General features: G+C 69.8%; 20 protein-coding genes and 1 pseudogene. 7 read left to right on the top strand and 14 right to left on the bottom strand.

Annotated features, from left to right (window positions below; all coding sequences use genetic code 11):
• Nucleotides 1–216: 216 nt before the first annotated feature.
• The 4 genes and pseudogenes from IH68_RS0100605 to IH68_RS52525 all read left to right on the top strand — a co-directional run.
• Nucleotides 217–1629 (top strand): family 2B encapsulin nanocompartment shell protein, encoded by a 1413-nt coding sequence (locus IH68_RS0100605; RefSeq protein WP_030926763.1) that lies wholly within the window; start codon nucleotides 217–219, stop codon nucleotides 1627–1629.
• Nucleotides 1630–1733: 104 nt separating this feature from the next.
• Entirely contained in the window at nucleotides 1734–3041 is a 1308-nt protein-coding gene (locus IH68_RS0100600; protein ID WP_030926761.1) for a family 2 encapsulin nanocompartment cargo protein terpene cyclase, read from the top strand.
• A 5-nt stretch (nucleotides 3042–3046) separates the two neighbouring features.
• Entirely contained in the window at nucleotides 3047–3949 is a 903-nt protein-coding gene (locus IH68_RS0100595) for a geranyl diphosphate 2-C-methyltransferase (protein ID WP_030926760.1), read from the top strand.
• 283 nt (nucleotides 3950–4232) lie between these two features.
• Nucleotides 4233–5129 (top strand): annotated as a pseudogene (locus tag IH68_RS52525) (D-alanyl-D-alanine carboxypeptidase family protein); the annotation flags it as partial.
• 83 nt (nucleotides 5130–5212) lie between these two features.
• On the opposite strand, the gene IH68_RS57645 reads toward IH68_RS52525, so the two are convergent.
• Nucleotides 5213–6559 (bottom strand): glycosyltransferase 87 family protein, encoded by a 1347-nt coding sequence (locus IH68_RS57645; RefSeq protein WP_030926757.1) that lies wholly within the window; start codon nucleotides 6557–6559, stop codon nucleotides 5213–5215.
• Nucleotides 6556–7950 (bottom strand): polyprenol phosphomannose-dependent alpha 1,6 mannosyltransferase MptB, encoded by a 1395-nt coding sequence (mptB, locus tag IH68_RS0100580; RefSeq protein ID WP_030926755.1) that lies wholly within the window; start codon nucleotides 7948–7950, stop codon nucleotides 6556–6558. The genes IH68_RS57645 and mptB overlap by 4 nt, the downstream gene beginning before the upstream one ends.
• A gap of 179 nt (nucleotides 7951–8129) precedes the next feature.
• Between mptB and IH68_RS57640 the strand changes: the two genes are divergently transcribed.
• A complete protein-coding gene (locus IH68_RS57640) occupies nucleotides 8130–8342 on the top strand; it encodes a hypothetical protein (protein WP_030926753.1) in 213 nt (70 codons plus the stop codon).
• Nucleotides 8343–8426: 84 nt separating this feature from the next.
• On the opposite strand, the gene IH68_RS0100570 is transcribed toward IH68_RS57640, so the two are convergent.
• From IH68_RS0100570 to IH68_RS0100550, 5 genes are all read right to left on the bottom strand, one after another.
• Nucleotides 8427–9356 (bottom strand): glutaminase, encoded by a 930-nt coding sequence (locus IH68_RS0100570; RefSeq protein WP_030926751.1) that lies wholly within the window; start codon nucleotides 9354–9356, stop codon nucleotides 8427–8429.
• Nucleotides 9357–9401: 45 nt separating this feature from the next.
• Entirely contained in the window at nucleotides 9402–10811 is a 1410-nt protein-coding gene (aspA, locus tag IH68_RS0100565) for an aspartate ammonia-lyase (RefSeq protein WP_030926749.1), read from the bottom strand.
• Between the two features lie 267 nt (nucleotides 10812–11078).
• Entirely contained in the window at nucleotides 11079–12095 is a 1017-nt protein-coding gene (locus IH68_RS0100560) for an asparaginase (RefSeq protein ID WP_030926747.1), read from the bottom strand.
• A 31-nt stretch (nucleotides 12096–12126) separates the two neighbouring features.
• The gene (locus tag IH68_RS0100555; protein WP_030926743.1) at nucleotides 12127–13581 is read right to left on the bottom strand and encodes an amino acid permease; all 1455 of its coding nucleotides are present in this window, start codon (nucleotides 13579–13581) and stop codon (nucleotides 12127–12129) included.
• Nucleotides 13578–14255: a FadR/GntR family transcriptional regulator gene (locus tag IH68_RS0100550; RefSeq protein WP_030926741.1), complete on the bottom strand. Its 678-nt coding sequence runs from the start codon at nucleotides 14253–14255 to the stop codon at nucleotides 13578–13580. Before IH68_RS0100550 ends, IH68_RS0100555 begins: the two co-directional genes overlap by 4 nt.
• Nucleotides 14256–14412: 157 nt before the next feature.
• Here IH68_RS0100550 and IH68_RS0100545 point away from each other — a divergent pair, with 157 nt between their 5' ends.
• Complete coding sequence (locus IH68_RS0100545) at nucleotides 14413–15102, top strand: GAF and ANTAR domain-containing protein (RefSeq protein WP_030926739.1); 690 nt, start codon at nucleotides 14413–14415, stop codon at nucleotides 15100–15102.
• A gap of 133 nt (nucleotides 15103–15235) precedes the next feature.
• On the opposite strand, the gene IH68_RS0100540 is transcribed toward IH68_RS0100545, so the two are convergent.
• From IH68_RS0100540 to IH68_RS0100515, 6 genes are all read right to left on the bottom strand, one after another.
• Nucleotides 15236–15892 carry an ATP-dependent endonuclease gene (locus IH68_RS0100540; RefSeq protein ID WP_030926737.1) on the bottom strand — a complete coding sequence of 219 codons (657 nt, stop codon included), beginning with the start codon at nucleotides 15890–15892 and terminating at the stop codon, nucleotides 15236–15238.
• Between the two features lie 178 nt (nucleotides 15893–16070).
• Nucleotides 16071–16907, bottom strand: a complete 837-nt coding sequence (locus IH68_RS0100535) for an undecaprenyl-diphosphate phosphatase (protein WP_030926735.1) — start codon at nucleotides 16905–16907, stop codon at nucleotides 16071–16073.
• Between the two features lie 72 nt (nucleotides 16908–16979).
• Nucleotides 16980–17354, bottom strand: coding sequence for a fluoride efflux transporter CrcB (gene crcB, locus IH68_RS0100530; protein WP_030926733.1), 375 nt, complete (start codon nucleotides 17352–17354; stop codon nucleotides 16980–16982).
• The gene (locus tag IH68_RS0100525; RefSeq protein ID WP_030926731.1) at nucleotides 17351–17731 is read right to left on the bottom strand and encodes a DUF190 domain-containing protein; all 381 of its coding nucleotides are present in this window, start codon (nucleotides 17729–17731) and stop codon (nucleotides 17351–17353) included. The genes crcB (IH68_RS0100530) and IH68_RS0100525 overlap by 4 nt, the downstream gene beginning before the upstream one ends.
• On the bottom strand, nucleotides 17728–18189 hold the full coding sequence (crcB, locus tag IH68_RS0100520; RefSeq protein WP_030926729.1) for a fluoride efflux transporter CrcB: 462 nt from the start codon (nucleotides 18187–18189) through the stop codon (nucleotides 17728–17730). The genes IH68_RS0100525 and crcB (IH68_RS0100520) overlap by 4 nt, the downstream gene beginning before the upstream one ends.
• A 170-nt stretch (nucleotides 18190–18359) precedes the next feature.
• Complete coding sequence (locus IH68_RS0100515) at nucleotides 18360–19322, bottom strand: SMP-30/gluconolactonase/LRE family protein (RefSeq protein WP_030926727.1); 963 nt, start codon at nucleotides 19320–19322, stop codon at nucleotides 18360–18362.
• Nucleotides 19323–19476: 154 nt separating this feature from the next.
• Between IH68_RS0100515 and IH68_RS0100510 the strand changes: the two genes are divergently transcribed.
• On the top strand, nucleotides 19477–20319 hold the full coding sequence (locus IH68_RS0100510) for a hypothetical protein (protein ID WP_030926725.1): 843 nt from the start codon (nucleotides 19477–19479) through the stop codon (nucleotides 20317–20319).
• Nucleotides 20320–20379: 60 nt separating this feature from the next.
• Here IH68_RS0100510 and IH68_RS0100505 read toward each other — a convergent pair whose 3' ends face one another.
• Nucleotides 20380–21948, bottom strand: coding sequence for a glycosyl hydrolase 53 family protein (locus IH68_RS0100505; RefSeq protein ID WP_030926723.1), 1569 nt, complete (start codon nucleotides 21946–21948; stop codon nucleotides 20380–20382).
• Nucleotides 21949–22006: the final 58 nt, after the last annotated feature.

The raw sequence follows: 22006 nt of genomic DNA, 5'->3' as shown, positions 1-22006 counted from the left end.
GGGCGGAATCCCGTCGGTACCCGGGCAAACATCGCGCGGTCGCGATCATCGCATCGAGTTAATGTCACCCACTTTCCTTGGCCCACGGGGCGAAGCGGCCATTAGTGTTCACCTGAATCTGGACTGATTCCACGTCAAATGCCCCGTTTTGCTCCAGTTGCCCGATGGCGCCCACATGCGTGCCATCACCGGCCCTGAACAAGGAGAGCTAGCCCGATGACTGTTGACTCAAGCCCGGAGGCGCGGCTGGAGCCACCCCGGCAAACCAGCCTCGGCACGGCGGCCGCCCGCAACCTCGCCACCACCACCAAGTCCGCCCCGCAGATGCAGGAGATCACCTCCCGCTGGCTGCTGCGGATGCTCCCCTGGGTGGAGACCAAGGGCGGGGTCTACCGGGTGAACCGTCGTCTGACCTACACCGTCGGCGACGGGCGCGTGGAGTTCATCCAGGACGGCGCCGACGTCCGGGTGATCCCCCGTGAGCTCGGTGAACTGGCCCTGCTGCGCGGCTTCGACGACGTAGAGGTACTCACTGCCCTCGCCGATCGGTGTGTCCAGCGCGACTTCCAGGCCGGCGAGACGCTGGTGGTACGCGGTGCGCCCGCGGATCAGCTCCATCTGATCGCCCACGGCCGCATCAGCCAGACCTCCGTCGGTGAGTACGGCGACGAGGTCGCTCTGGACGTACTCGCAGATGGTGACCGGTTCGGGGACCACGCCCTGCTGGACGGGAACGCCCCTTGGGAGCACACCGCCACCGCCGAGACCTCGGGCACCCTGCTCACCCTGTCTCGCGCCGACTTCGAGGCCGTGCTGTCCACGGCGCCGGGCCTGCGGGACCACATCGAACGGTTCACGTCGCTTCCCCGCCAACGGCAGAACCACCGCGGCGAGGCGGAGATCGCGATGTCAGCCGGCCACACCGGCGAGCATGACCTGCCCGGCGCGTTCGTCGACTACGAACTGAATCCGCGCGAGTACGAACTCTCGGTCGCGCAGACCATTCTGCGGATCCATACGAGGGTCGCCGACCTCTACAACGAACCGATGAACCAGACCAAGGAGCAACTCAGGCTCACCATCGAGGCGTTGCGCGAGCGCCAGGAGCACGAGCTGGTCAACAACAAGGAGTTCGGCCTGCTCCACAACGCCGACTTCAAGCAGCGCTTCCAGACGCACTCCGGCCCGCCGACCCCGGACGACCTGGACGAGCTGCTCTGCCGCCGTCGCGGATCCAAGTTCTTCCTCGCGCACCCGAAGACCATCGCGGCGATCGGGCGTGAGTTCAACGCCCGCGGGCTCTATCCGGACCACGTCGACCTGGGTGGTCAGCAGGTCCCGGCCTGGCGCGGGGTTCCCATCCTTCCCTGCAACAAGATCCCCATCACTAAGGAGCGGACCAGCTCGATCCTCTGCATGCGTACCGGCGAGGACAACCAAGGTGTCATCGGTCTTCATCAGACAGGTCTGCCGGACGAGTACGAACCGGGCCTGTCGGTCCGCTTCATGGGCATCAACGAGCAGGCCATCACCTCGTACCTCGTCAGCACCTATTACTCCGCCGCCATCCTCGTGCCGGACGCGGTCGGCATGCTGGAGAACGTGCAGATCGCCCGCTGGCCCAGGTAGCGGGCTCGGCCTGCACAGCATGGTGCGAGCCCCGGACCATCCGGGTCGGTCGCGCACACCTGGAAGGCCCCGGGCCAGCCGCCCACCCCACGAAGGAGCCATCGATGCCCGCGCCTGAGCCGACACCTCCGCAGTCGAGCCTGCCGGCGGCCGCTGCCCGCTTCGGGGCGCACATCCTCGCTGAAGCCGCGGCCCGTGCCTGCGACATCAAGACTGTCACCGGCGGCCCACTTTGTGCGCCGTCCGTGCCCGCACCGCCCGCGGTTTCCGTGCCGGCACCGCCGCTTCCCGCTGACCCGACAGCCGTGGTGCCGACACCGCTCCCCGACCTGGAACGGATCCTGCGCGGCCCCAGCGGCCTGGGCACGGCGAGCCTGCGCCTGATCCCGCGAGAGTCGCCGACGCCTGTCGGGCAGTCGACAACTGCGGCGCAGGCCAGAACAATCCCGGGCCTCTACTACCACCAGGTGGCCGAGCCCGACCCGGTGCGGGTCGAAGAGGTCAGCCGCAGGATCAAGTCCTGGGCACTGGACGAGGTCTCCCTGTATCCCAAGGACTGGGAGGAGCAGTTCGACGGCTTCTCCGTGGGCCGCTACATGGTCGGCTGCCATCCGGACGCACCCACCATCGACCACCTGATGATCGCCACGCGTCTGATGGTGGCCGAGAACGCGGTGGACGACTGCTACTGCGAGGACCACGGGGGCTCGCCCGTAGGCCTCGGCGAACGCCTTCTGCTGGCGCACACCGCACTCGACCCCTTCTACACGACGGAGGAGTACCAGGCGCCCTGGGCGAAGTCGCTCCATGCGGACGCCCCTCGGCGCGCCTACCGATCCGCCATGGAGTACTTCGGCCAAGTAGCCAGCCCCTCCCAGACCGACCGATTCCGGCACGACATGGCCCGGCTTCACATGGGGTACCTCGCCGAAGCCGCCTGGGCCCAGATGGACCACGTACCCGAGGTGTGGGAGTACCTGGCGATGCGCCAGTTCAACAACTTCCGCCCCTGCCCGACCATCACCGACACCATCGGCGGCTACGAACTGCCGTCGGACCTGCATGCCCAGACCGCCATGCAGAAGGTCATCGCGCTCGCGGGGAACGCGACGACCATCGTGAACGACCTGTACTCGTACACCAAGGAACTCGACGCTCCCGGGCGGCATCTGAACCTGCCCGTCGTGATCGCCGAACGCGAGGGCCTCTCCGACCGGGACGCCTATCTCAAGTCGATCGAGGTCCACAACGACCTCATGCACGACTTCGAGAGCAACGCCGCGGCTCTGGCCGTCGATTGCCCCGTCCCGAGCGTGCAGCGCTTCCTGCGAGGCGTGGCCGCCTGGGTCGACGGAAACCACCACTGGCACCAGACCAACACCTATCGCTACAGCCTGCCCGACTTCTGGTAGGAAGAATGGACTCATCTGTGACCAGCACGACCAGCACCGAACTCACCGCCACCGACGCCCCTCTGCTCATCCCCGGCCCGGCGACTCCCTACCAGGGAGACATCGCCCGCTACTGGGACGGGGAGGCCAGGCCCGTGAACCTGCGTCTCGGCGATGTCGACGGTCTCTACCACCATCACTACGGCATCGGTGAAGTCGACCACTCCGCACTCGGCGACGCCGAGGACAGCGAGAGCGAGAAGAAGCTGATCGCCGAGCTCCACCGACTGGAGTCGGCGCAGGCCGATTTCCTCCTGGGGCACCTCGGCGACATCGGGCGTGACGACACCCTGGTGGACGCCGGATGCGGGCGCGGCGGGTCGATGGTGATGGCGCACCAACGCTTCGGATGCAAGGTCGAAGGTGTCACGCTGTCGGCCAAGCAGGCCGACTTCGCCAACCGGCGTGCCCACGAACTCCGCATCCAGGACCACGTGCGCGCCCGGGTCTGCAACATGCTCTCCATGCCCTTCGAGACGGGGCAGACCGCGGCTTCGTGGAACAACGAGTCGAGCATGTACGTCGACCTGCAGGACCTCTTCGCGGAACACTCCCGCATCCTCCACGTCGGCGGTCGCTACGTGACCATCACCGGCTGCTGGAACCCGCGGTACGGCCAGCCTTCGAAGTGGGTCTCCCAGATCAACGCGCACTTCGAGTGCAACATCCACTCGCGCCGGGAGTACCTGCGTGCCATGGCCGACAATCGCCTCGTGCCGCAGGCCGTCGTCGACCTCACCCCCGACACTCTGCCCTACTGGGAGCTGCGGGCCACGTCGTCGCTGGTCACGGGAATTGAGGACGCGTTCATCAACTCCTACAAGGACGGTTCCTTCCAGTACCTCCTCATCGCCGCCGACCGAGTCTGACTTCTGCCACCGGGGAGGGCCCGCCCCTGACGGAACGGGCCCTCCCCGGTCATTGACTTGGGTTCTGCCAGAGCCTGAAGTCGGTTGCCTGAAGGCGTCGAGGCACACAGCCGATGCCCGGAGAGGTGCGCGGGAACTCCCGGGAAATCGAGGGAACCAGGGGAAGTGCGCCGCCACCGTCGACGCGTCCGCCCCGGTCTGCAGCAGTGCAGAGCAGGCCCAGGATGTCGCTGACCCGACCGACCCGTACTGCCGGGACACACCCCCGCACTGCGGCATCCGGGTGCTAGCAACCCGCCCCCGGCCCGGTCACCGCCCCGCACGATCCATCGATTCCTACGTTGATCATGTGATCACCCACTTTTCATTCAGGGCAGCCGTCACCGCCTGTGCGCTGTGTACGGCCGGCGTCCTGGCGTTCACGCCGGTCGCGGTCGCCGTCGGTGCGGAGCCCACCCCGCCCGGTGTGCCGCGTGCGGCGCTGCCGGATCCCTCGTTCCTGTACCGCGAGGGCACTCAGGTGCGGGCCCATCACGGGGCGCCTGAGGTTCCGGACGTTTCCGCGTTGTCCTGGCTGGTGGCGGACGCCCGCAGCGGGGACGTGCTGGCCGCGCACGACGCGCATCGCAAGCTGCCGCCTGCCAGCACGCTCAAGACCCTGTTCGCGCTGACCGTGCTGCCCACGCTCCCGGCGAACGCCCGACACACGGTGCGGGAGGAGGAACTGGAGGACATCGGTGAGGGCAGCAGCAGGGTCGGCGTCGCCGAGGGGCGGACGTACCGGATTGCCGATCTGTGGCGCGGGGTCTTCCTCAACTCCGGGAACGACGCCGTGCACGTGCTGGCCTCGCTGAACGGCGGCTGGCAGACGACAGCAGAGCAGATGCAGACCAGGGCGCGTTCGCTGGGAGCCCTCGACACGCAGGTGCGGTCGCCCGACGGGTACGACACACCGGGCCAGGTGTCGTCGGCGTACGACTTGGCGGTGTTCGGCCGGGCGGGGCTGCGCAATCCGGACTTCGCGCAGTACTGCGGTACGGCCGTGGCGAGGTTTCCGGGCGGGCGCGGCTGGTCGTACGAGATCGAGAACACCAATCGGCTGCTGACCGGGGCGGACGGTGTGCAGCCGTACTCGGGGCTGATCGGGGTCAAGAACGGCTACACCAGCGACGCGGGCAACACCCTCGTCGCCGCCGCCCGCCGCGGCGGACGCACCCTCGTGGTCACCGTGATGAACCCTCAGGCGGGCGGTGGCTTCGCCGTCTACGAGGAGGCGCGCGAACTGCTCGACTGGGGGTTCGAGGCCGCGGGGCGGGTCGAACCGGTGGGCTCGCTGGACGCGCTGCTGGACAGACCCCGGCCGGGGCCGCGCGCCACGCCCGTGGCCGTCGCGCCGGACGGCGGTTCGGGGTGGCCGACGGCAGGCGTCATCTCGGGTGCCGTCGCACTCGGCGCGGGGGCGGTGGCGCTGGTGCTACGGCGCAAGGGCGGGCTGTCGGCGCGGAGTTGACCTACCGGCAGCCACAGCAGCAGTCCCAGGGTGATCCACGTGTAGATGTTGCTGCCGAGGAAGCCGTCGACGCCGGACGCGTCGTGGAACCACAGCCACACCACGCTGGTGCACAGCACCGCGTACAGGGCGCCCGCCACGCGCGGGTGCCCGGCGCGGATCAGTACGGCGAAGGACGGCAGCAGCCATACCAGGTGGTGCACCCAGGTGATGGGGCTGACCAGGCAGGCGGTCAGGCCGGTGAGGGCGAAGGCGGCCGGCCAGTCGGCCGAGGCGACGGCCCGGCGGGTGCGCCAGGCCCAGATGCCGAGGACCACCAGGACCGCCACGGCCCAGAACGCGCGGTCCGCCACGCCGAGCCGCGCCAGGATGCCCTGCAGCGACTGGTTGGAGACGTAGTCGAGGCGGCCCACCCTGTTGGTGTCCCACAGCGCCTCGGTCCAGTAGAAACGGGAGGCGCCGGGGGCCACCCATGCGGCGAGCGCCGTCGCCGCCGCGGTGACGGCCGTCGCGACCGCCGCGGCACGCCGGCGGCCGGCGAGCAGGAGCAGGCCGATGAAGAGTGCGGGGGTGAGTTTGACCGCGGCCGCCAGGCCGATGCCGATACCCGCCCAGCGCTCCCGCCCCGTGGTGAGCAGCCAGGCGTCCGTGAGGACGAGGGCCAGGAGGAGGACGTTGACCTGGCCGAAGCTGAAGGTGTCGCGGAGCGGTTCGAACAGGGCGAGCAGGCAGGCGCCCAGCGCGCATCCGAACCAGCCGTAGCGGCGCCATGCCCCCTCGGTCAGGATGTGCAGGACCCACGCCAGGGCCGCCAGGTTGAGCAGCAGGGATCCGGCGATCGCCGTGCTCAGGCCGACGAGGGCCATGGGCAGCATGCTGACGGCGGCGAAAGGCGGGTAGGTGAAGCCGTACGTCGTCCCCGGCACCTGGTAGTCGTAGATCCGTCCGCCGTGGTGGATCCAGCTGTTGACGGCGCCGTAGTAGACGCGCAGATCGAACCATCCACGCAGCAGCGGCACGGTCGCGGTGAAGGCGGTGACGGCGGCGGCAAGGGCGAGGACGAGGAGCAGTCGGCCGCGGTCGGTGCGGGGCAGGGTCATACGGTTTCCCCCAACGCGGGTGCCTGGGCCGCCTGGTGGACCTGCCACAGGACGACCACCGCCAGCGCCCCGCCGGAGACGGCCAGCATCAGCTGCCCGCTGTCGACCGGGCCGCCGCTGGGCAGGGTGGCGAGCGCGAGCACACCCGTCACGGCCGCCACCCGGTGCCGTACCGAGGCGGTGGGGGCCGCGGCGGCGATGAGGAACAGTCCCCACAGGGCGTACCAGGGGCGGATCGCCGGGCCGAAGGCGGCAACGGCGGCCAGGCTCAGGCCGAGCGCGTAGACCGGGCGGGGGCGCAGTCGCCACCATATGGCCGCTATCACCAGCGCGGTGATCGCGAGGCCCAGCAGGTGCCAGACCGGCAGGGCGAGGGGCGCGAGGTCGCTGCCGAGGTGTTCCAGCATGGCTCCGGTGGCCCGGCCGAGGAGGCTGGTCAACGCCCAGTTGTGCGGGGAGACGGGGGTGTCGAGGGCGCCTATCCAGCCGTATCCCGTGCCGGCGAGGGCTGTTGCGGCGGCCGTGGTGGCCGCGGCGGCAAGGGCGGTCACCACGACGGCCTTCGCCGGACGGTGCCCGGCCCGCACCTGGAGGACGACGACCGCGGCGAGTCCGAGCACCGCGGGCGCCTTGACCAGGGCCGCGAGGGTGACGAGAACGGCTCCGAGGGCCGGCCACCGGCCCAGTGCCGCGACCAGGCCGACGCCGAGCAGGCCGAGCATGATGGCGTCGTTGTGGGCGCCGGCGACCAGGTGGAGCAGCACCAGCGGGTTGAGGGCGCCGAGCCAGAGCGCGGCGGCCGGATCGGCGCCGCTGTGCCGGGCGAGCCGGGGCAGCGCGGCCGCCATCAGCGCCACGCCGAGCAGTGCGACCAGCCGCATCCCGACCAGCCCGGCGGGCAGTTCACCGCGGGTCAGTCCGGACAGCGCGGAGGCGACGGCGAGGAACACCGGGCCATAGGGGGCACCGGTGTGCTGCCACAGCGGGGCGACCTCGTCGGCGAGCGGGCCGCCGAGCTGGGCGGGCCCGTAGGCGTAGACGTCCATGTGGGCGTCGACCATGGCGCCCTGGGCGAGGTAGCTGTAGACGTCCCGGCTGAACAGCGGCGGGGCGAGCAGCAGCGGGGCCGCCCAGACGGCGAGCACGAGCAGCAGTTCGCGCGGGGTGGGCGCATCGGCGCTGCGCACGAGCCGCCCGAGCAGTACCCAGGCGGCTATCAGCAGCACGACACCGAAGTACACGCCGACCAGGCCCAGGGCCGCGCGGGCGGTCGCCGGGGCCAGCAGATCCCGCACGGGCAGGGCGCCGGCCGTCTCACCTCCGAGGGCGAGGAAGGCGGTGCCGGCCAGGCCCAGAACCTGACAGCGGCGAAGATCGACGGGGAAAGCCATGGCCAACACTCGGGAAGCGTGTCAACGCCGGGTGGCCGGAACTTGACGCGCTGCCTTCCGGGCGGGGGCCTGCGTGTGACCGGCACGTGAGCGCACGGCCGCAGCGATGACTTCTCCGCAGCCGGCCGGTCTCCCCTGCATCGGGGTGTCCGACCTCCGCCGGCTCCAGAACGCACGTGATGACCGTGCCGCACAGCTCCGCGTACGCCAAGGTCAGCGGCCTGGAGATGTACGGCGAGAGGCACGGGGGCCACGGCTCGGGCGACGGCATCCGGCGTCCACCGGCGGGCCGGAGTCGTCAGCGGGTGGGCGGGGTGGTGATCTCGGGTGCGGTCCAGTTGCTCAGGAGCTGTAGTGCCTGGGCGGTGTCGGAGCCGGGTTCCACGTTGTAGACGCACAGCGTCTGCTCGGTGTCGCCGGGAACCTGGAACGACTCGTACGAGAGGTGGAGATCGCCGACGGGCCGAGCCGCCGGTTCAGAACACCGACAGGCCGGTCAGCGTCGTGAAGCGGTCCAGTGCCGCGACGCCCGCCACCGAGTTGCCGCGCTCGTCGAGCCCGGGGCTCCACACGCACAGGGTGCAGCGGCCGGGAACGACCGCGATGATGCCGCCGCCGACGCCGCTCTTGCCGGGCAGGCCCACCCGGTAGGCGAAGTCGCCCGCCGCATCGTACGTCCCGCAGGTCAGCATCACCGCGTTGACCTGCTTGGCCTGGCTCTGGGAAAGCAGTCGGCTGCCGTCGGCACGTATGCCGTGGCGGGCCAGGAAGCCGGTGGCGAGGGCGAGGTCGGCGCAGGAGGCGGTGAGGGAGCACTGGCGGAAGTACTGGTCCAGCAGCACCGGGATCGGGTTGTCGATGTTGCCGTAGGACGCCATGAAATGGGCGAGGGCGGCGTTGCGGTCTCCGTGTGCGGCCTCGGAGGCGGCGACGTCCTTGTCGAAGTCCAGGGCCGGGTTGCCGCTCTCGGTGCGCAGAAAGGTCAGCAGTTCGCCCGCCGCGTCCGAGGTACGGGTCTGCAGCCGGTCGGTGACGACGAGGGCGCCCGCGTTGATGAACGGGTTGCGGGGGATGCCGTTCTCGTACTCCAGCTGGATCAGGGAGTTGAAGGGGTTGCCGGAAGGTTCGCGGCCCACGTGCTCCCACAGCTCGTCACCCTCGCGAGCCAGGTCGAGGGCGAGGGTGAAGACCTTGGTGAGGGACTGCGTGGAGAACGGCTCGCGCCAGTCCCCCACGCCGTACACCGTGCCGTCCAGTTCCGCGACGGCCATGCCGAAGCGGCGCGGGTCGCAGGCTGCGAGTGCCGGGATGTAGTCGGCGGGGCGGCCGCGGCCGGGGGTGCGCCCGATCTCCTCGGCGATGCGCTCCAGGACCGGCTGGAAGGCGTAGGACGACGTCGTTGTCATGATCACTATTGTGCCTCCGGGTCGGTCCTGGCGCGCGGCCGTGGCTCAGGCGAGGGCGGGGGCGCTGCCCGCGAGGACCTCGGGCCGCAGCAGGTCGGCGAGCCGTTCGGCGGGCAACAGGCCCTTCTCCAGGACGAGTTCGGCGACGCCGCGGCCGGTTGCGAGGGCCTCCTTGGCGATGTCGGTGGCGGCCGTGTAGCCGATGTGCGGGTTGAGGGCGGTGACCAGGCCGATGGAGTTCTCCACGCTCGCGCGCAATGCCTCGGTGTTGGCGGTGATGCCGTCGACGCACCGCTCGGCGAGCGTAAGGCAGGCGCTCTGCAGATGGGTGATGGACTCCGACAAGGAGTGCAGGATGATCGGCTCGAAGGCGTTGAGCTGGAGCTGTCCGGCCTCGGCGGCCATGGTGATGGTGACGTCGTTGCCGATCACCTCGAAGGCGACCTGGTTGACGACCTCGGGGATCACGGGGTTGACCTTGCCGGGCATGATCGACGAACCGGCCTGCACCGGCGGCAGGTTGATCTCGCCGAGGCCCGCGCGCGGCCCCGAGGACAGCAGCCGCAGGTCGTTGCAGCTCTTGGAGAGCTTGACGGCGATCCGCTTGAGCACGCCGGACATCTGCACGAATGCACCGCAGTCCTGGGTGGCCTCGACCAGGTTGGCCGCGGTGACCAGCGGCAGGCCGGTGATGTCGGCGAGGTGGCGGCGGGCCGACTCGGCGTATCCGGCGGGGGCATTGAGCCCGGTGCCGATTGCCGTGGCGCCCAGGTTGATCTCATGGATCAACTGGACGGCCTCGTCAAGACGGTTGCGGTCCTCGTCAATCATGACGGCGTATGCAGAGAACTCTTGACCGAGCGTCATCGGCACCGCGTCCTGCAACTGTGTACGGCCCATCTTGAGCACGTTGCGGAACTCGACGGCCTTGCGGGCGAAGGCGTCCTGCAGTACAGACATCGCCTTGAGCAGTCCACGGACCGCGAAGACCGTCGCTATCTTGACGGCGGTCGGGTAGACGTCATTGGTCGACTGGCCGAGGTTGACGTCCTCATTGGGGTGCAGGTGGTGGTACTGGCCCTTCTCGAACCCCAGCAGCTCCAGCGCCCGGTTGGCGACGACCTCGTTGGCGTTCATGTTGGTCGAGGTGCCCGCGCCGCCCTGGATGACATCGACGACGAACTGGTCGTGCAGCTTGCCCTCGCGGATCTCGCGGCAGGCCTCGACGATGGCGGCGGCCTTCTTCGGCTCCAGCAGGCCGAGTTCCTCATTCGCGAGGGCGGTGGCCTCCTTGACGGCGGCGAGGGCGTCGATCAGGTGCGGGTAGGCGGAGATCGGGGTGCCCGTGATGGGGAAGTTCTCCGTGGCGCGCAGGGTGTGGACACCCCAGTAGGCGTCGGCGGGGACGTCGCGGTCTCCGAGCAGGTCGTGTTCGCTGCGGGTGGCGGCGGTCATGAGGTGCGGGTCCTCTTTCTGAGGGTGGTGAGGGTGGGTGTGGCGGGCGACGTCGGGGGTGGGGTGGATCCGGCTCGGGCGGTACGGGGTGACGCCCGCCCGAGCCGGTCGAGGCACCGGCCCGGTGGTGACGGGACCGGTGGTTCGGGGGCCGGTCGTCGGCGTGCCGGCCGCGTTTGGAGCCGGGCCGGCGCACGACGAGCTCCGGCTGGTCCGCCGGTGGCCACCGCGCACACTCGGTGGCCACCGGAACCGTCAGAGCCTGTGTCAGGCGCAGGCCCGGACCGTGAGGGGCTCCAGCGCACGGGCCGGGCCGACCGCGCCGACCGGTTCGCCTCCGCCGAGGAGGGGTTCGCCCGAGAACTGGGTGAGGAGGGCGGGGTCGACGCCGGCCCGGGCGAGGGCGGCGGCGGTGACGGGGATCCGGGCCCGGTTCGCGCCGTCGGAGATCTTGACGGCGACCGCCCGGCCGTCGGGCAGGGCGGCGACCTCCACACCCTCGAAACCGTCCTTCGCGAGAAGCCCGGGGACGGCCCGCATCAGGGCGGCGACGTCACGCCCGGCGCCCGAGGCCATCTCGGCGTGCTCGCGCATCGCGTTCGCGACCCGGGCCTCCGGAGTGCCCTCGGCCGCCGTGGTGATACGGGCGGTGGCCCGGGCGAGCCCGTGCAGGGAGATGGAGAAGAGGGGGGCACCGCACCCGTCGACGGTGACCCGGGCGATCCGCTGCCCGGTGAGGTCCTCGACGATCTCCGCGATCGCCTGCTGGAGGGGGTGGCCCGGGTCGAGGTAGTCCTCCAGGGACCAGCCGTTGAGCTTGCAGGTGTACAGCATGGCCGCGTGCTTGCCGGAGCAGTTCTGGGCCAGCCGGGAGGGCAGCCGACCCGTACGGATCCACTCGTCGCGGACGACCGGGTCGAACGGCATGTCCGTCACGTTGCGCAGATGGTCCTCGGTGAGGCCGGCGAGTTCCAGGATGCGCCGGGTGCCGGCGAGGTGGCGTTCCTCGCCGGAGTGACTGGCCGCGGTGAGCGAGAGGAGTTCGCCGTCGAGCGGGAGCCCGGCGCGGACCATGGCGACGGCCTGGACGGGCTTGAGGGCCGAGCGCGGGTAGAAGGCGGCCTCGATGTCGCCCAGCTGGAGCTGGACCTTCCCGTCGGCGCCGAGGACGACGACGGAACCGTAGTGGATGCCCTCCACGACCCCGCCGCGTATCAGGTGGGCGACGGGGGCGTGGAGGGGTTCGCGGATCAGGGGTGCGACCGCGACGGAACTGCTCAACATCACTGCCTCTTGTCAGGGAGCGGCGCGTGGCTCACGCGCCGGCTCCGGTCGATGTGCTCTCGGTGGACTTGCGTGCGACCCGGCCGCGGATGGCGAACCATCCGCCGACCAGGGCTCCGACGATCAATGGCAGGCACAGCACGGTGGTGCGGCCGGCGCCTCCGTCGGCGTACATGAGGACCAGGACGGAGGCGAGGAAGGCCAGCGTCACGAGTTCGGTCCAGGGGGAACCCGGCAGCCGGTAGCCGGGGCGGGTCAGCTCGCCCTTCTGGGTCTTCTGCCAGAAGAGCAGGTGACAGATCATGATCATGCCCCAGGTGGAGAGGATGCCGATCGCCGCGAAGTTCAGGACGATCTCGAAGGCGTCCGCCGGGACCACGAAGTTCAGGCCGACGCCCAGCACACAGATACCGCTGGTGAGCAGGATGCCGCCGTACGGGACCTGGCTGCGGCTCATTACCGAGGTGAACTTGGGGGCGGATCCGGACATCGCCATGGAGCGCAGGATGCGGCCGGTGGAGTACAGGCCGGAGTTGAGCGAGGACATGGCCGCGGTGAGGACGACGAGGTTCATCACGCCGCCGGCCGCCGGGATGCCGATGTGGGACAGCACGGTCACGAAGGGGCTCTCGGCGGCGCTGTACTTGTTCCAGGGCAGCAGCATCGAGAGCAGGACGACCGAGCCGACGTAGAAGAGCCCGACGCGCCACATGATCGAGTTGATCGCCTTCGGCATGATCTTCTCGGGGTTCTGGGTCTCACCCGCGGCGACGCCCACCAGCTCGACGGAGGCGTAGGCGAAGACGACGCCCTGGATGATCAGCAGCATGGGCAGCAGGCCGTTGGGGAAGACGCCGCCGTTGTCGGTGATCAGGGACGGGCCGGGGTGGGCGCCGTCCACGGGGTGCTGGGTGACCAGCAGGAAGATGCCGATGCACATGAAGATCACGAGTGCGCTGACCTTGACGATGGCGAACCAGAACTCCAGCTCACCGAAGATCTTGACGGAGATCAGGTTGACCGTCAGGACAACAGCCAGGGCGATCAATGCGATCAACCATTGAGGGATGTCGGAGAACATGCCCCAGTAGTGCGTGTAGGTGGCCACCGCGGTGATGTCGGCGATGCCGGTGGTCGCCCAGTTCAGGAAGTACATCCAGCCCGCGGTGTACGCGCCCTTCTCCCCCAGGAACTCCCGGGCGTACGACACGAAGGCGCCAGAGGAGGGCCGGTACAGGACGAGTTCGCCGAGGGCGCGCACGACCAGGAAGGCGAAGATGCCGCAGACCGCGTAGGCGATGAACAGGGACGGGCCGGCGTCGGCGAGACGGCCGCCCGCGCCGAGGAAGAGACCGGTGCCGATCGCGCCGCCGATGGCGATCATGTTGACGTGCCGGGACTTCAGCGACTTGCTGTAGCCCGCATCGCCTGCGTCGACATGTGCGGCCGGTGTGCGCGTCTCGTCTTTGAGGTGCTGCTCGCTCACGCCTCGGGTCCGCCTTCCGTGGGGATGTCCGTGCGCGCGGGGCGCACGATGTCGGTGAGGGTCGTCTCGACGCGGTCGAGGTGGTGCGCCATGGCGTCCACCGCGTCGAGTTCGGAACCGTCCATCAGCGCCTCGACGATCGCCCGGTGCTCGCGGTTGGACTGCTCGCGGCGTCCGCCCAGCTCGTTGAGGAAGGCCGACTGACGCGCCAGTGCGTCGCGGATCTCCTCGATGACCCGGCGGAAGACCGGGTTCTGGGCGGCCTGGGCGACAGCGAGGTGGAACAGTGTGTCGAGGGCGACCCACGAGGTGGTGTCGGTCTCCCGCTCCATGCGCTCCAGCAGGTGCGCCAGGTGGTCGAGGTCCTCGGGCGTGCGGCGCACGGCCGCGTAGCCTGCGACCGGGATCTCCACGTGGCGGCGCACCTCCAGCAGGTCGCTGGCCGCGTAGTCGCCGAAGGTGGGGTCCTCGACGGTGCTGGCCACGACGAAGGTGCCCTTGCCCGTCTTGGAGACGGTCAGGCCCATCGTCTGCAGGGCCCTGAGGGCCTCGCGCAGCACGGGCCGGCTGACCTCGAGGGTGCGGCACAGCTCCGCCTCGGAGGGGAGCTTGTCCCCCACGGCGTACTCGCCGTTCTCGATGGCGGCGCGCAGGTGTGCCAGGACCGCTTCCATGGCGCTGATGCGCCGCGGACCCTGACTGGCTGTCTTGCTGTCTGACAGGTTCACGGAAGTGATCCTGCGGGTGACGAGCGGGAACTGTCAAGGGAGGCGAAGGAGAAGCTGGGTAGACGGCTTCTTGACCAGGATGGGCCGAAGCGCGGAGGACGGTATGGACTGGGATCGGTTCGCGCAGCAGATGGCGTCGATGGCCCGGGATCTCCTCGCCCAGGATTCCGTCCATGCCACCCTGGAACGGATCACCCACTCGGCGACCGAGCTGGTGGAGGGCTGCGACGCGGCCGGCATTCTGATGCTGCACGGCACAACGGTGGAGACGCTGGCCCCCACGGAGAAGCTGGTCGTCGACAGTGACCAGTTGCAGGAGCGGCTGCGCGAAGGGCCGTGCTTCGACGCCGCCCGCACCGCGGAGGGTGAGCGGGTCTTCCGCATCGCCGACTTCACCCAGGACCAGCCGCACTGGCCCGCCTACGCCCCGCAGGCACGCGCCCTCGGCGTGGGCAGCATGATGGGATTCCTGCTGTTCACCGAGGACGAAGAGCTCGGTGCGCTGAACGTCTACTCCCGCAAGCCCGGCGCCTTCACCGAGGCAAGCGAGCTGGCCGGCTGGCTGCTGGCCTCCCACGCCGCGGTCGCCTTCTCCAGCGCCCGCACGCAGGCCCAGATGGAACGGGCCGTCACCACCCGCCACCTCATCGGCGAGGCCATGGGCATCCTCATGGGCGCCCACAACCTCACCGAGGAGCAGGCATTCGACACCCTTCGGTGCTTCTCGCAGGAGAACAACATCAAACTGCGTGAGGTCGCCCGCCGGGTCTGCGAGCGGGGCAGCGCCTCCTGAGCACGTAGCGGCTCCCCCGGCTCGTTGTCTGAACCAGAGGAGCCTGACCGGGCCGGCCCCCCAGGGGAACGCCGCTCAACCCGGTCTCACCCCCAAGTCCCCTGCCAGGCGTCGCTCACGCATCCGAGCAGTGTCAGACGTGCGCAAGCAGGCGCTCCAGCGGCCGGGGAACCCGCTCGAGGTCCAGGTGCTCGACCAGTGCCTGCGCGTAGAGCGCCTTGCGGCCGCTGTGGGTGCCCATGAAACGCCGCAGCTGGTGCTCCACGGGCCGGTTCCGCTGGGCCGGCTGACCCTGGAAGGTGTGGAAGGGGCGCGTCTCGCCCTGGGCTTCGATCACCTGCTGCACGCCTTCGGCCCCGAGCGCGCGGATCAGCTCGTCCTCCAGGTCGGCGACGCACAGGTGGAATCCGAGTGCCTCAAGACCGGCGCGGGTGAGACCGGACCCGAGCCCGACCCGCTCCAGATGACGCCGGAAGTGCCGCTCCTCGCCGATGTCGCAGAGACCGGCCAGCGGGAGGCCGAGGCCCGCAGGGCCGCACACGTCCAGGAAACGCCCGATGTTCGTCGCTCCTCCGAGCGGCACCACCGCAACGCCCTGCGCAGCGAGGTCGCGGCCGTGGCGGGCGGCCAGCGCTTCGAGCGCGACCTGATCGCTGCTCCCCTCGACGAGCACGATCGTCCGCACACCGCCGCCGGCCAGCTGTCGCGCCACTTCGGAGGCCGCACTCGCCCCCGCTCCCCCGGCCGCCCACGCGACCAGCGCCCGGCGAAATCGCCTCATCTCGTCCACGAGACCTCGCTTCCCCGCGCCATCGTGGCACGGCGGAGATCCCGTACGCACGCGCGTTTTCCGGGGCGACGCCGCGAGAAATCAGCAGATACGGCGCCTTCTCGGCATCGCCGCGCACCAGGGGCTCGTCCGCGACGCTGTCCGGCTCCCCGAGAGGCGCCCGTGTCCGCGACCGCCGTCAGCTGCTGAGGCCACCCGTGCTCAGCAGACCGAGCAGCAGCACGCCGACGATGATCCGGTAGACGACGAAGGCGTTGAAGGAGTGCTTGGCGACGAACTTCAGCAGCCAGGCGATGGAGGCGTAGGCGACGACGAAGGAGACGATCGTGCCGACGGCCAGCGGGGCGGCGCCCACGCCCGTGCCCAGGGCGTCCTTGAGCTCGTACAGGCCGGCGCCGGTCAGGGCCGGGATGCCGAGGAAGAAGGAGAGGCGGGTGGCGGCGACGCGGTCCAGGTCGAGGATGAGGGCCGTGGACATGGTGGCGCCGGAGCGGGAGAAGCCGGGGAAGAGCAGGGCGAGGATCTGGGAGCCGCCGACCAGCATCGCGTCCTTGAAGGTGGTGTCGTCCTCACCGCGCTTGTGCCGGCCCATCTGGTCCGCAGCCCACATCACGCCACTGCCGACGATCAGCGAGGCGGCGACCACCCACAGTGAGGCGAGCGGGCCCTCGATGAGCGGCTTGGCGGCCAGGCCCACGATCACGATCGGGATGGTCGCGTAGATCACCCACCAGGCGAACTTGTAGTCGTGGTGGTAGCGCTCCTCCTTATTGACCAGGCCACGGCCCCAGGCGGAGACGATCCGCACGATGTCCTTGAAGAAATACAGCAGCACGGCCGCGATCGCGCCGACCTGGATGACGGCCGAGAAGCCGACGACGGCCTTGTCGTCGACCGGGATGCTCATGAGCCCTTCGGTGATCTTCAGATGTCCGGTGGAGGAGACGGGAAGGAACTCGGTCAGCCCTTCCACGACTCCGAGTACGGCGGCCTGACCGACGTTGATGACGCTCATGGGATCCAGTTCTGAGGAGTTGGTCGACAGTGCTGTAGACAGTCTTACTACGCGCGAGAGACAGGCCGGCGCCTACCCCCACAAGGCCTGGGCGATCGACACCCCGGCGAATGCCGCACCGAGGCCCGCCGTCACGCTCCCGACGACGTTGGCGGCAGCGTAGAGCCCCGCCCCGGTCTCGGTCAGCCGCAGGGTCTCGTAGGAGAAGGTCGAGTACGTGGTCAGAGCCCCGCACAGGCCGGTACCCAGAAGCAGCTGCAGATGGGAACCGGCGGCCCCCTCGGCCACCGCGCCGGTCAGCAGACCGAGGATCAGGCAGCCGGTGACGTTCACCGCGAAGGTACCCCAGGGGAAGACCGAGTCGTGGCGGGACTGCACCGCGCGGTCGGTGAGGTAGCGCAGCGGGGCACCGACCATGGCGCCCGCGACGACCAGCAGCCAGTTCACAACGACTTCTTACCCTTCATGTCCGTTTTGCCGGGACTGTCATCGCGGCCGACATACCGGATGACCTCACAGTCGTCGAGGATGACCAGGCCCTCGCCGACGAGCTCGTCGAGCTGCGGCAGGAAGGCGCGGACGCGGTCCTCGGTGTCGACGATGACGATCGCGACGGGCAGGTCCTCGCTCAGCGACAGCAGCCGCGAGGTGTGGATCATGGAGGACGCGCCGAAGCCCTCGATACCCCGGAAGACGCTGGCGCCGGCGAGACCCGCCGCGTGGGCGCGGTGCACGATCTCCGAGTAGAGGGGCTTGTGGTGCCAGGTGTCGTTCTCGCCGATGAAGACGGTCACGCGCAGCGCGTTGCCGGTCAGCCTCGTCATGGCTGCCTCCACTTCAGGACGCGGCGGGCCGCGGTGACCGCGAGCCACACCGCCGAGAGCGCCGCGAGCAGGGTCGCGGCGAGGTAGGCCAGCCCGGTGCGCGGGTGGCCGACGTCGACCAGCTTCTGGATGTCGACGGCGTAGGTGGAGAAGGTGGTGAAGCCGCCGAGCACGCCGGTGCCGAAGAAGGGGCGTACGAGGCGGTGGGCGGCCCATACGTCGGTGATGACGACCATGAACACGCCGATCACGGCGCAGCCGACGACGTTGGTCCAGAAGGTCGCCCAGGGGAATCCGCCGGACTGGGTGGGCCACCACAGGGACAGGGCGTAGCGGGCGGTGGCGCCCAGTGCTCCGCCGAGCGCGACCACCGCGACGACGGGGGCCTGGGTGCGCCAGGCGGGCGGTCGCGGGGTGTGGGGGCGGGCGCGGACGCTCTCGGCTTCCGGGGCTGTCATGGTCGTACGTCTCCTACTCGCCGGGGCCCGGGGCATGCGGGCGCCGCTCCTTCGCAAGTAGGGACCGTTGGCGGCACCACTGCCGCGGTTCGGGTACGGCGGGCCCCACCGCCGCGCCGCGAGGGGTGCTCGCGGCCGGGCAACAGGGTAGCGCCCGGCCCACGCCCGGGTCACTTCGGGGCCGGTCGCTCGCACACGGCGATGCCTCCCTCCCAGAGGCTGCCCAGGACCAGCCGCCCCGCGGCCTCGCAGACGCTGGTGACCATGCGGTAGCCGGAGCGCCTGCGGATGAGGTGGTGGACGATCGTCCCTCGGTCGTCGACCGCGAGGGCGCCGATGCTGCCCGTGGGGCGGAAGGGGGCGCGGACGGCGATGCGGGCAGCGGCGCTGCGGACGGCGGGGGTGGCACGGTGCAGCAGGTCGAGCGGCGGCACGCGGGGCCCGGCCAGGGAGACCCAGACCGGGCCGTCCGGGCCGGCCCGCCAGAGGTTGTCGGGCATGCCCGGCAGGTTCTCCACGAAGGGTTCGCTCTGTCCGGTCTTCTCGCCGGTGAGCCAGTAGCGGGTCAGCCTGCGGGCGCCGGTCTCGGCGACGACCAGGAACGATTCATCAGCGCTCAGCGCCAGTCCGTTCGCGAACTGGAGCCCTTCCAGCAGGACTTCGGGGCTCTCGCTGCCCGGGGCGAGGCGCAGCAGGCGGCCGGTTCCGGTGTGTTCGACGAGGTCGCCGATCCACTGGTCCAACGGGTAGCGGCGGCTGGAGACGGTGAAGCAGACACTGCCGCCGGACAGGGCGACCGCATTGCTGCAGAACCGCAGCCTCTCCCCCGCCACCGAGTCGGCGAGGATGCGCACGATGCCCTCGCCGAGGTCGACGCGCAGCAGCCCGAGTTCGGCGTCGCACACCAACAGGGCGTCGTCCGGGAGAAGTTCGAGGCCGAGCGGCCGGCCGCCGGTTTCGGCGAGCACCTCGACGCGGGCGGCCGAGGGCTCGGCCAGTCCGTCGATGCGCAGGATGCGGCCGTCCTCCACTCCGGTCAGCACCCGGCCGTGGGCGTCGGCGACGACGTCCTCGGGGCCACGGCCGCCGATGGCGACGTACCGGAGCGGAACGAGTTCACTGGGACGGTCCATGAAAACCTCCTCGTCGAGGTCGGGACAGTTCATGCTGGCATGTGTAGGGATGCCCACCGGGTGCCGCGTCACCCGATCAGGTTTACCGGGACGCGTTCCTGGCCACTCAGGACATCACCACCGGTAGCCCCGGCCGGAGGAAGGGGTGGTCCCCATGTCACGGCTGGCCGCCTGGCACCGGCTGGGGCTTGCCGAGCTGCACCGGCGCGGCACGGAGCTGGAGTTGATGCACCGGGCCATGGGCTTCGCGACGCTCGCCCTGGTCACGCTGGCGCCACTGCTGATCGTGGTGGCCGCGGCGGATCCGTTCGGGCACGGCGGCTTCGCGCTGTGGCTGGTCGACGGCATGGCCCTGAATGGCCGGTCTGCCGACGCGCTCGCACATGTGTTCGGCCCGACCCGCAAGGTGATCAGCACCACCAGCGCGCTGAGCCTGGCGCTGCTCGCGTTTTTCGGCATGTCCTTCGCCTCCAGCGTGCAGAACGGCTACGAACGGATCTGGAGGACGGCCGCCGCTCCCTGGCACCACCTCTGGCGGCACGCGGTCTGGCTGGTCATGCTGATGGCGTACCTGTACGCACAGGTGCAGACCCGGACCGTACTGGAGGGCCCGCCCCGCATTCTGCTCAGCGTGGGGGTCGGTGTGCTGTTCTTCTGGTGGGCGCCGCACTTCCTGCTCAACCGCCAGGTGCCCTGGCGGTATCTGCTGCCCGGTGCGCTCGCCACGATGGCGGGCCTGGTGGGCCTGCGCGGCTTCTCCTACCTGGTCTTCACCCCCCTCCTGGTCACCAACGCGATCAGCTACGGACCGGTCGGCACCGTCCTGGTGGTGGAGTCCTGGCTGGTCGGGGTCGGGTTCGTCGTCTACGGCGGTGCGCTGCTGGGGCGGCTCATATGCGAGTGGCTCGGACACCTCGACGAGCCGCCGGACCCGCCCGACCGGACGGCACGGACCCCGACGGACCGCGGGCAGGGACCCTCGGCCCTGCGTTCCTAGCGCGGGAACATGGGCGAGGGCCCGGCCGCTCCCCTGCGACCGGGCCCCCTCCACACAGGTTCAGCGGTGGCTGAACCAGCTCGTGGCCGAGGTGGCCTTGTTGTCGTAGTCGAAGAGGGCCTGGTTCTCCCAGCCGTTGCCGGAGGTGGAGTCGGTCGGGTCCCAGCCGTTGCCGGTGACCGCGGTCCAGGTCGCCTCCCAGTAGAAGACGCCGAGACCCTTGTTGCCCGGGACGGCCTCCACGATGTTCGCGACGGCGTTCATCCAGGCCAGCTGGCCCGCCTGGGTGGCCGGGTAGCCGGAGACCAGTTCGCCGGTGGTGTCGATCTGGTTGGTGAGCGAGTCCATGCTGTCCAGCCGGAACGGGTAGGCCGTCTCGGCGATGAACACCGGCTTGCCGTAGCGGGAGACCACGTCGTCCAGGGTGGTCTGCGCGGCGGCCAGCGAGCCGTGCCAGTAGCCGTAGTACGACAGACCGATCACGTCGTAGTTGATGCCGTACGTGTTGGCGTTGTCGAACCACCAGCGGACCGTGGAGTCGTCACCGGCGTTGGCGAGGTGCAGCGCGACCTGGGTGCCGGCGGAGACGGCCTTGACGGCGCTGTAGCCGGAGTTGATCAGGCCGGCGAGCTGCGACCAGTTGTCCGTGGAGCCCTCGGACCACAGCATGCCCGCGTTGATCTCGTTGCCGACCTGGACCATGTCGGCGGTGGTGCCCTGGGCCTTGAGCGCGTTGAGCACGTCGTACGTGTGGTTGTACACGTCGGTCTTGAGTTGACTGTACGAGTGCCCGGACCACGCTGCGGGCTTGCCCTGGGCGCCGGGGTCGGCCCAGGTGTCCGAGTAGTGGAAGTCGACCAGCAGCTTCATGCCGGCCGCCTTGATGCGCTTGGCCATGGCCAGCACGCGCGTCTTGTTGTTGTAGCCGTCGGCGGGGTTGACCCACACCTTCAGGCGCGCGTAGTTCATGCCCGTGTTCTTGAGGATGGTGACCGCATCGCCGGTGGTGCCGGAGCTGGTCCTGTAGACGCCGCCGAGGGCCTCGCTCTTGGCGAGGGAGGAGATGTCGGCACCCTTGATCGACAATCCAGTTGATCCAGATGCGAAGGTCAGGTCGTCAACATTGATCCAGTTGCCCGCGTTCGCGTCACTGTTGATGCTGATCGTGCACTGGTTGTTGGTCACATTGATCGACGTGACGATCCGGACCCAGCTGCTGGTGGACACCGGAAGATCGGTGCGCTGGTCGGAACTGCCGCAGTTCTTCAGGGCTATGTAGGCGGAGTTCTGCCCGCCGCTGGAGCGGGTCCAGGCGGTGAGGGTGTAGGTGCCGTTGGTCAGCCCCGACAGGTACTGGTACGTCTCGACCTTGTAGGCCGAGGCGGAGTAGTGGGACAGACGGTAGCTGCCGCTGTGGCCACCGGACTCGGTGTACGAGGCGGAGTTCTGGCCGGCTGCCGAGTACGTCGACCAGCCGGCCGGCGTCGCGGTGCCGGTGCCGTCGGACTCGAAGCCGCCGTTGGTGAGAGTGCTCGCCGCCTGCGCGCTGGGTGCAGGCAGGGCGACCAGGGCGAGCCCGGCCACCAGCGGCAGCAGCAGGGTCCTGAGGGTACGTCTGGGATGGAACATCGTCGTCCGTCGTCCCTTCGACGAATGGGGATGGGGAGATCCCTGAGGATGGGGGTCC

Source organism: Streptomyces sp. NRRL S-646 (assembly GCF_000720765.1).
Taxonomy (GTDB): domain Bacteria; phylum Actinomycetota; class Actinomycetes; order Streptomycetales; family Streptomycetaceae; genus Streptomyces.
This window is presented reverse-complemented; position numbering and strand designations above follow the sequence as displayed.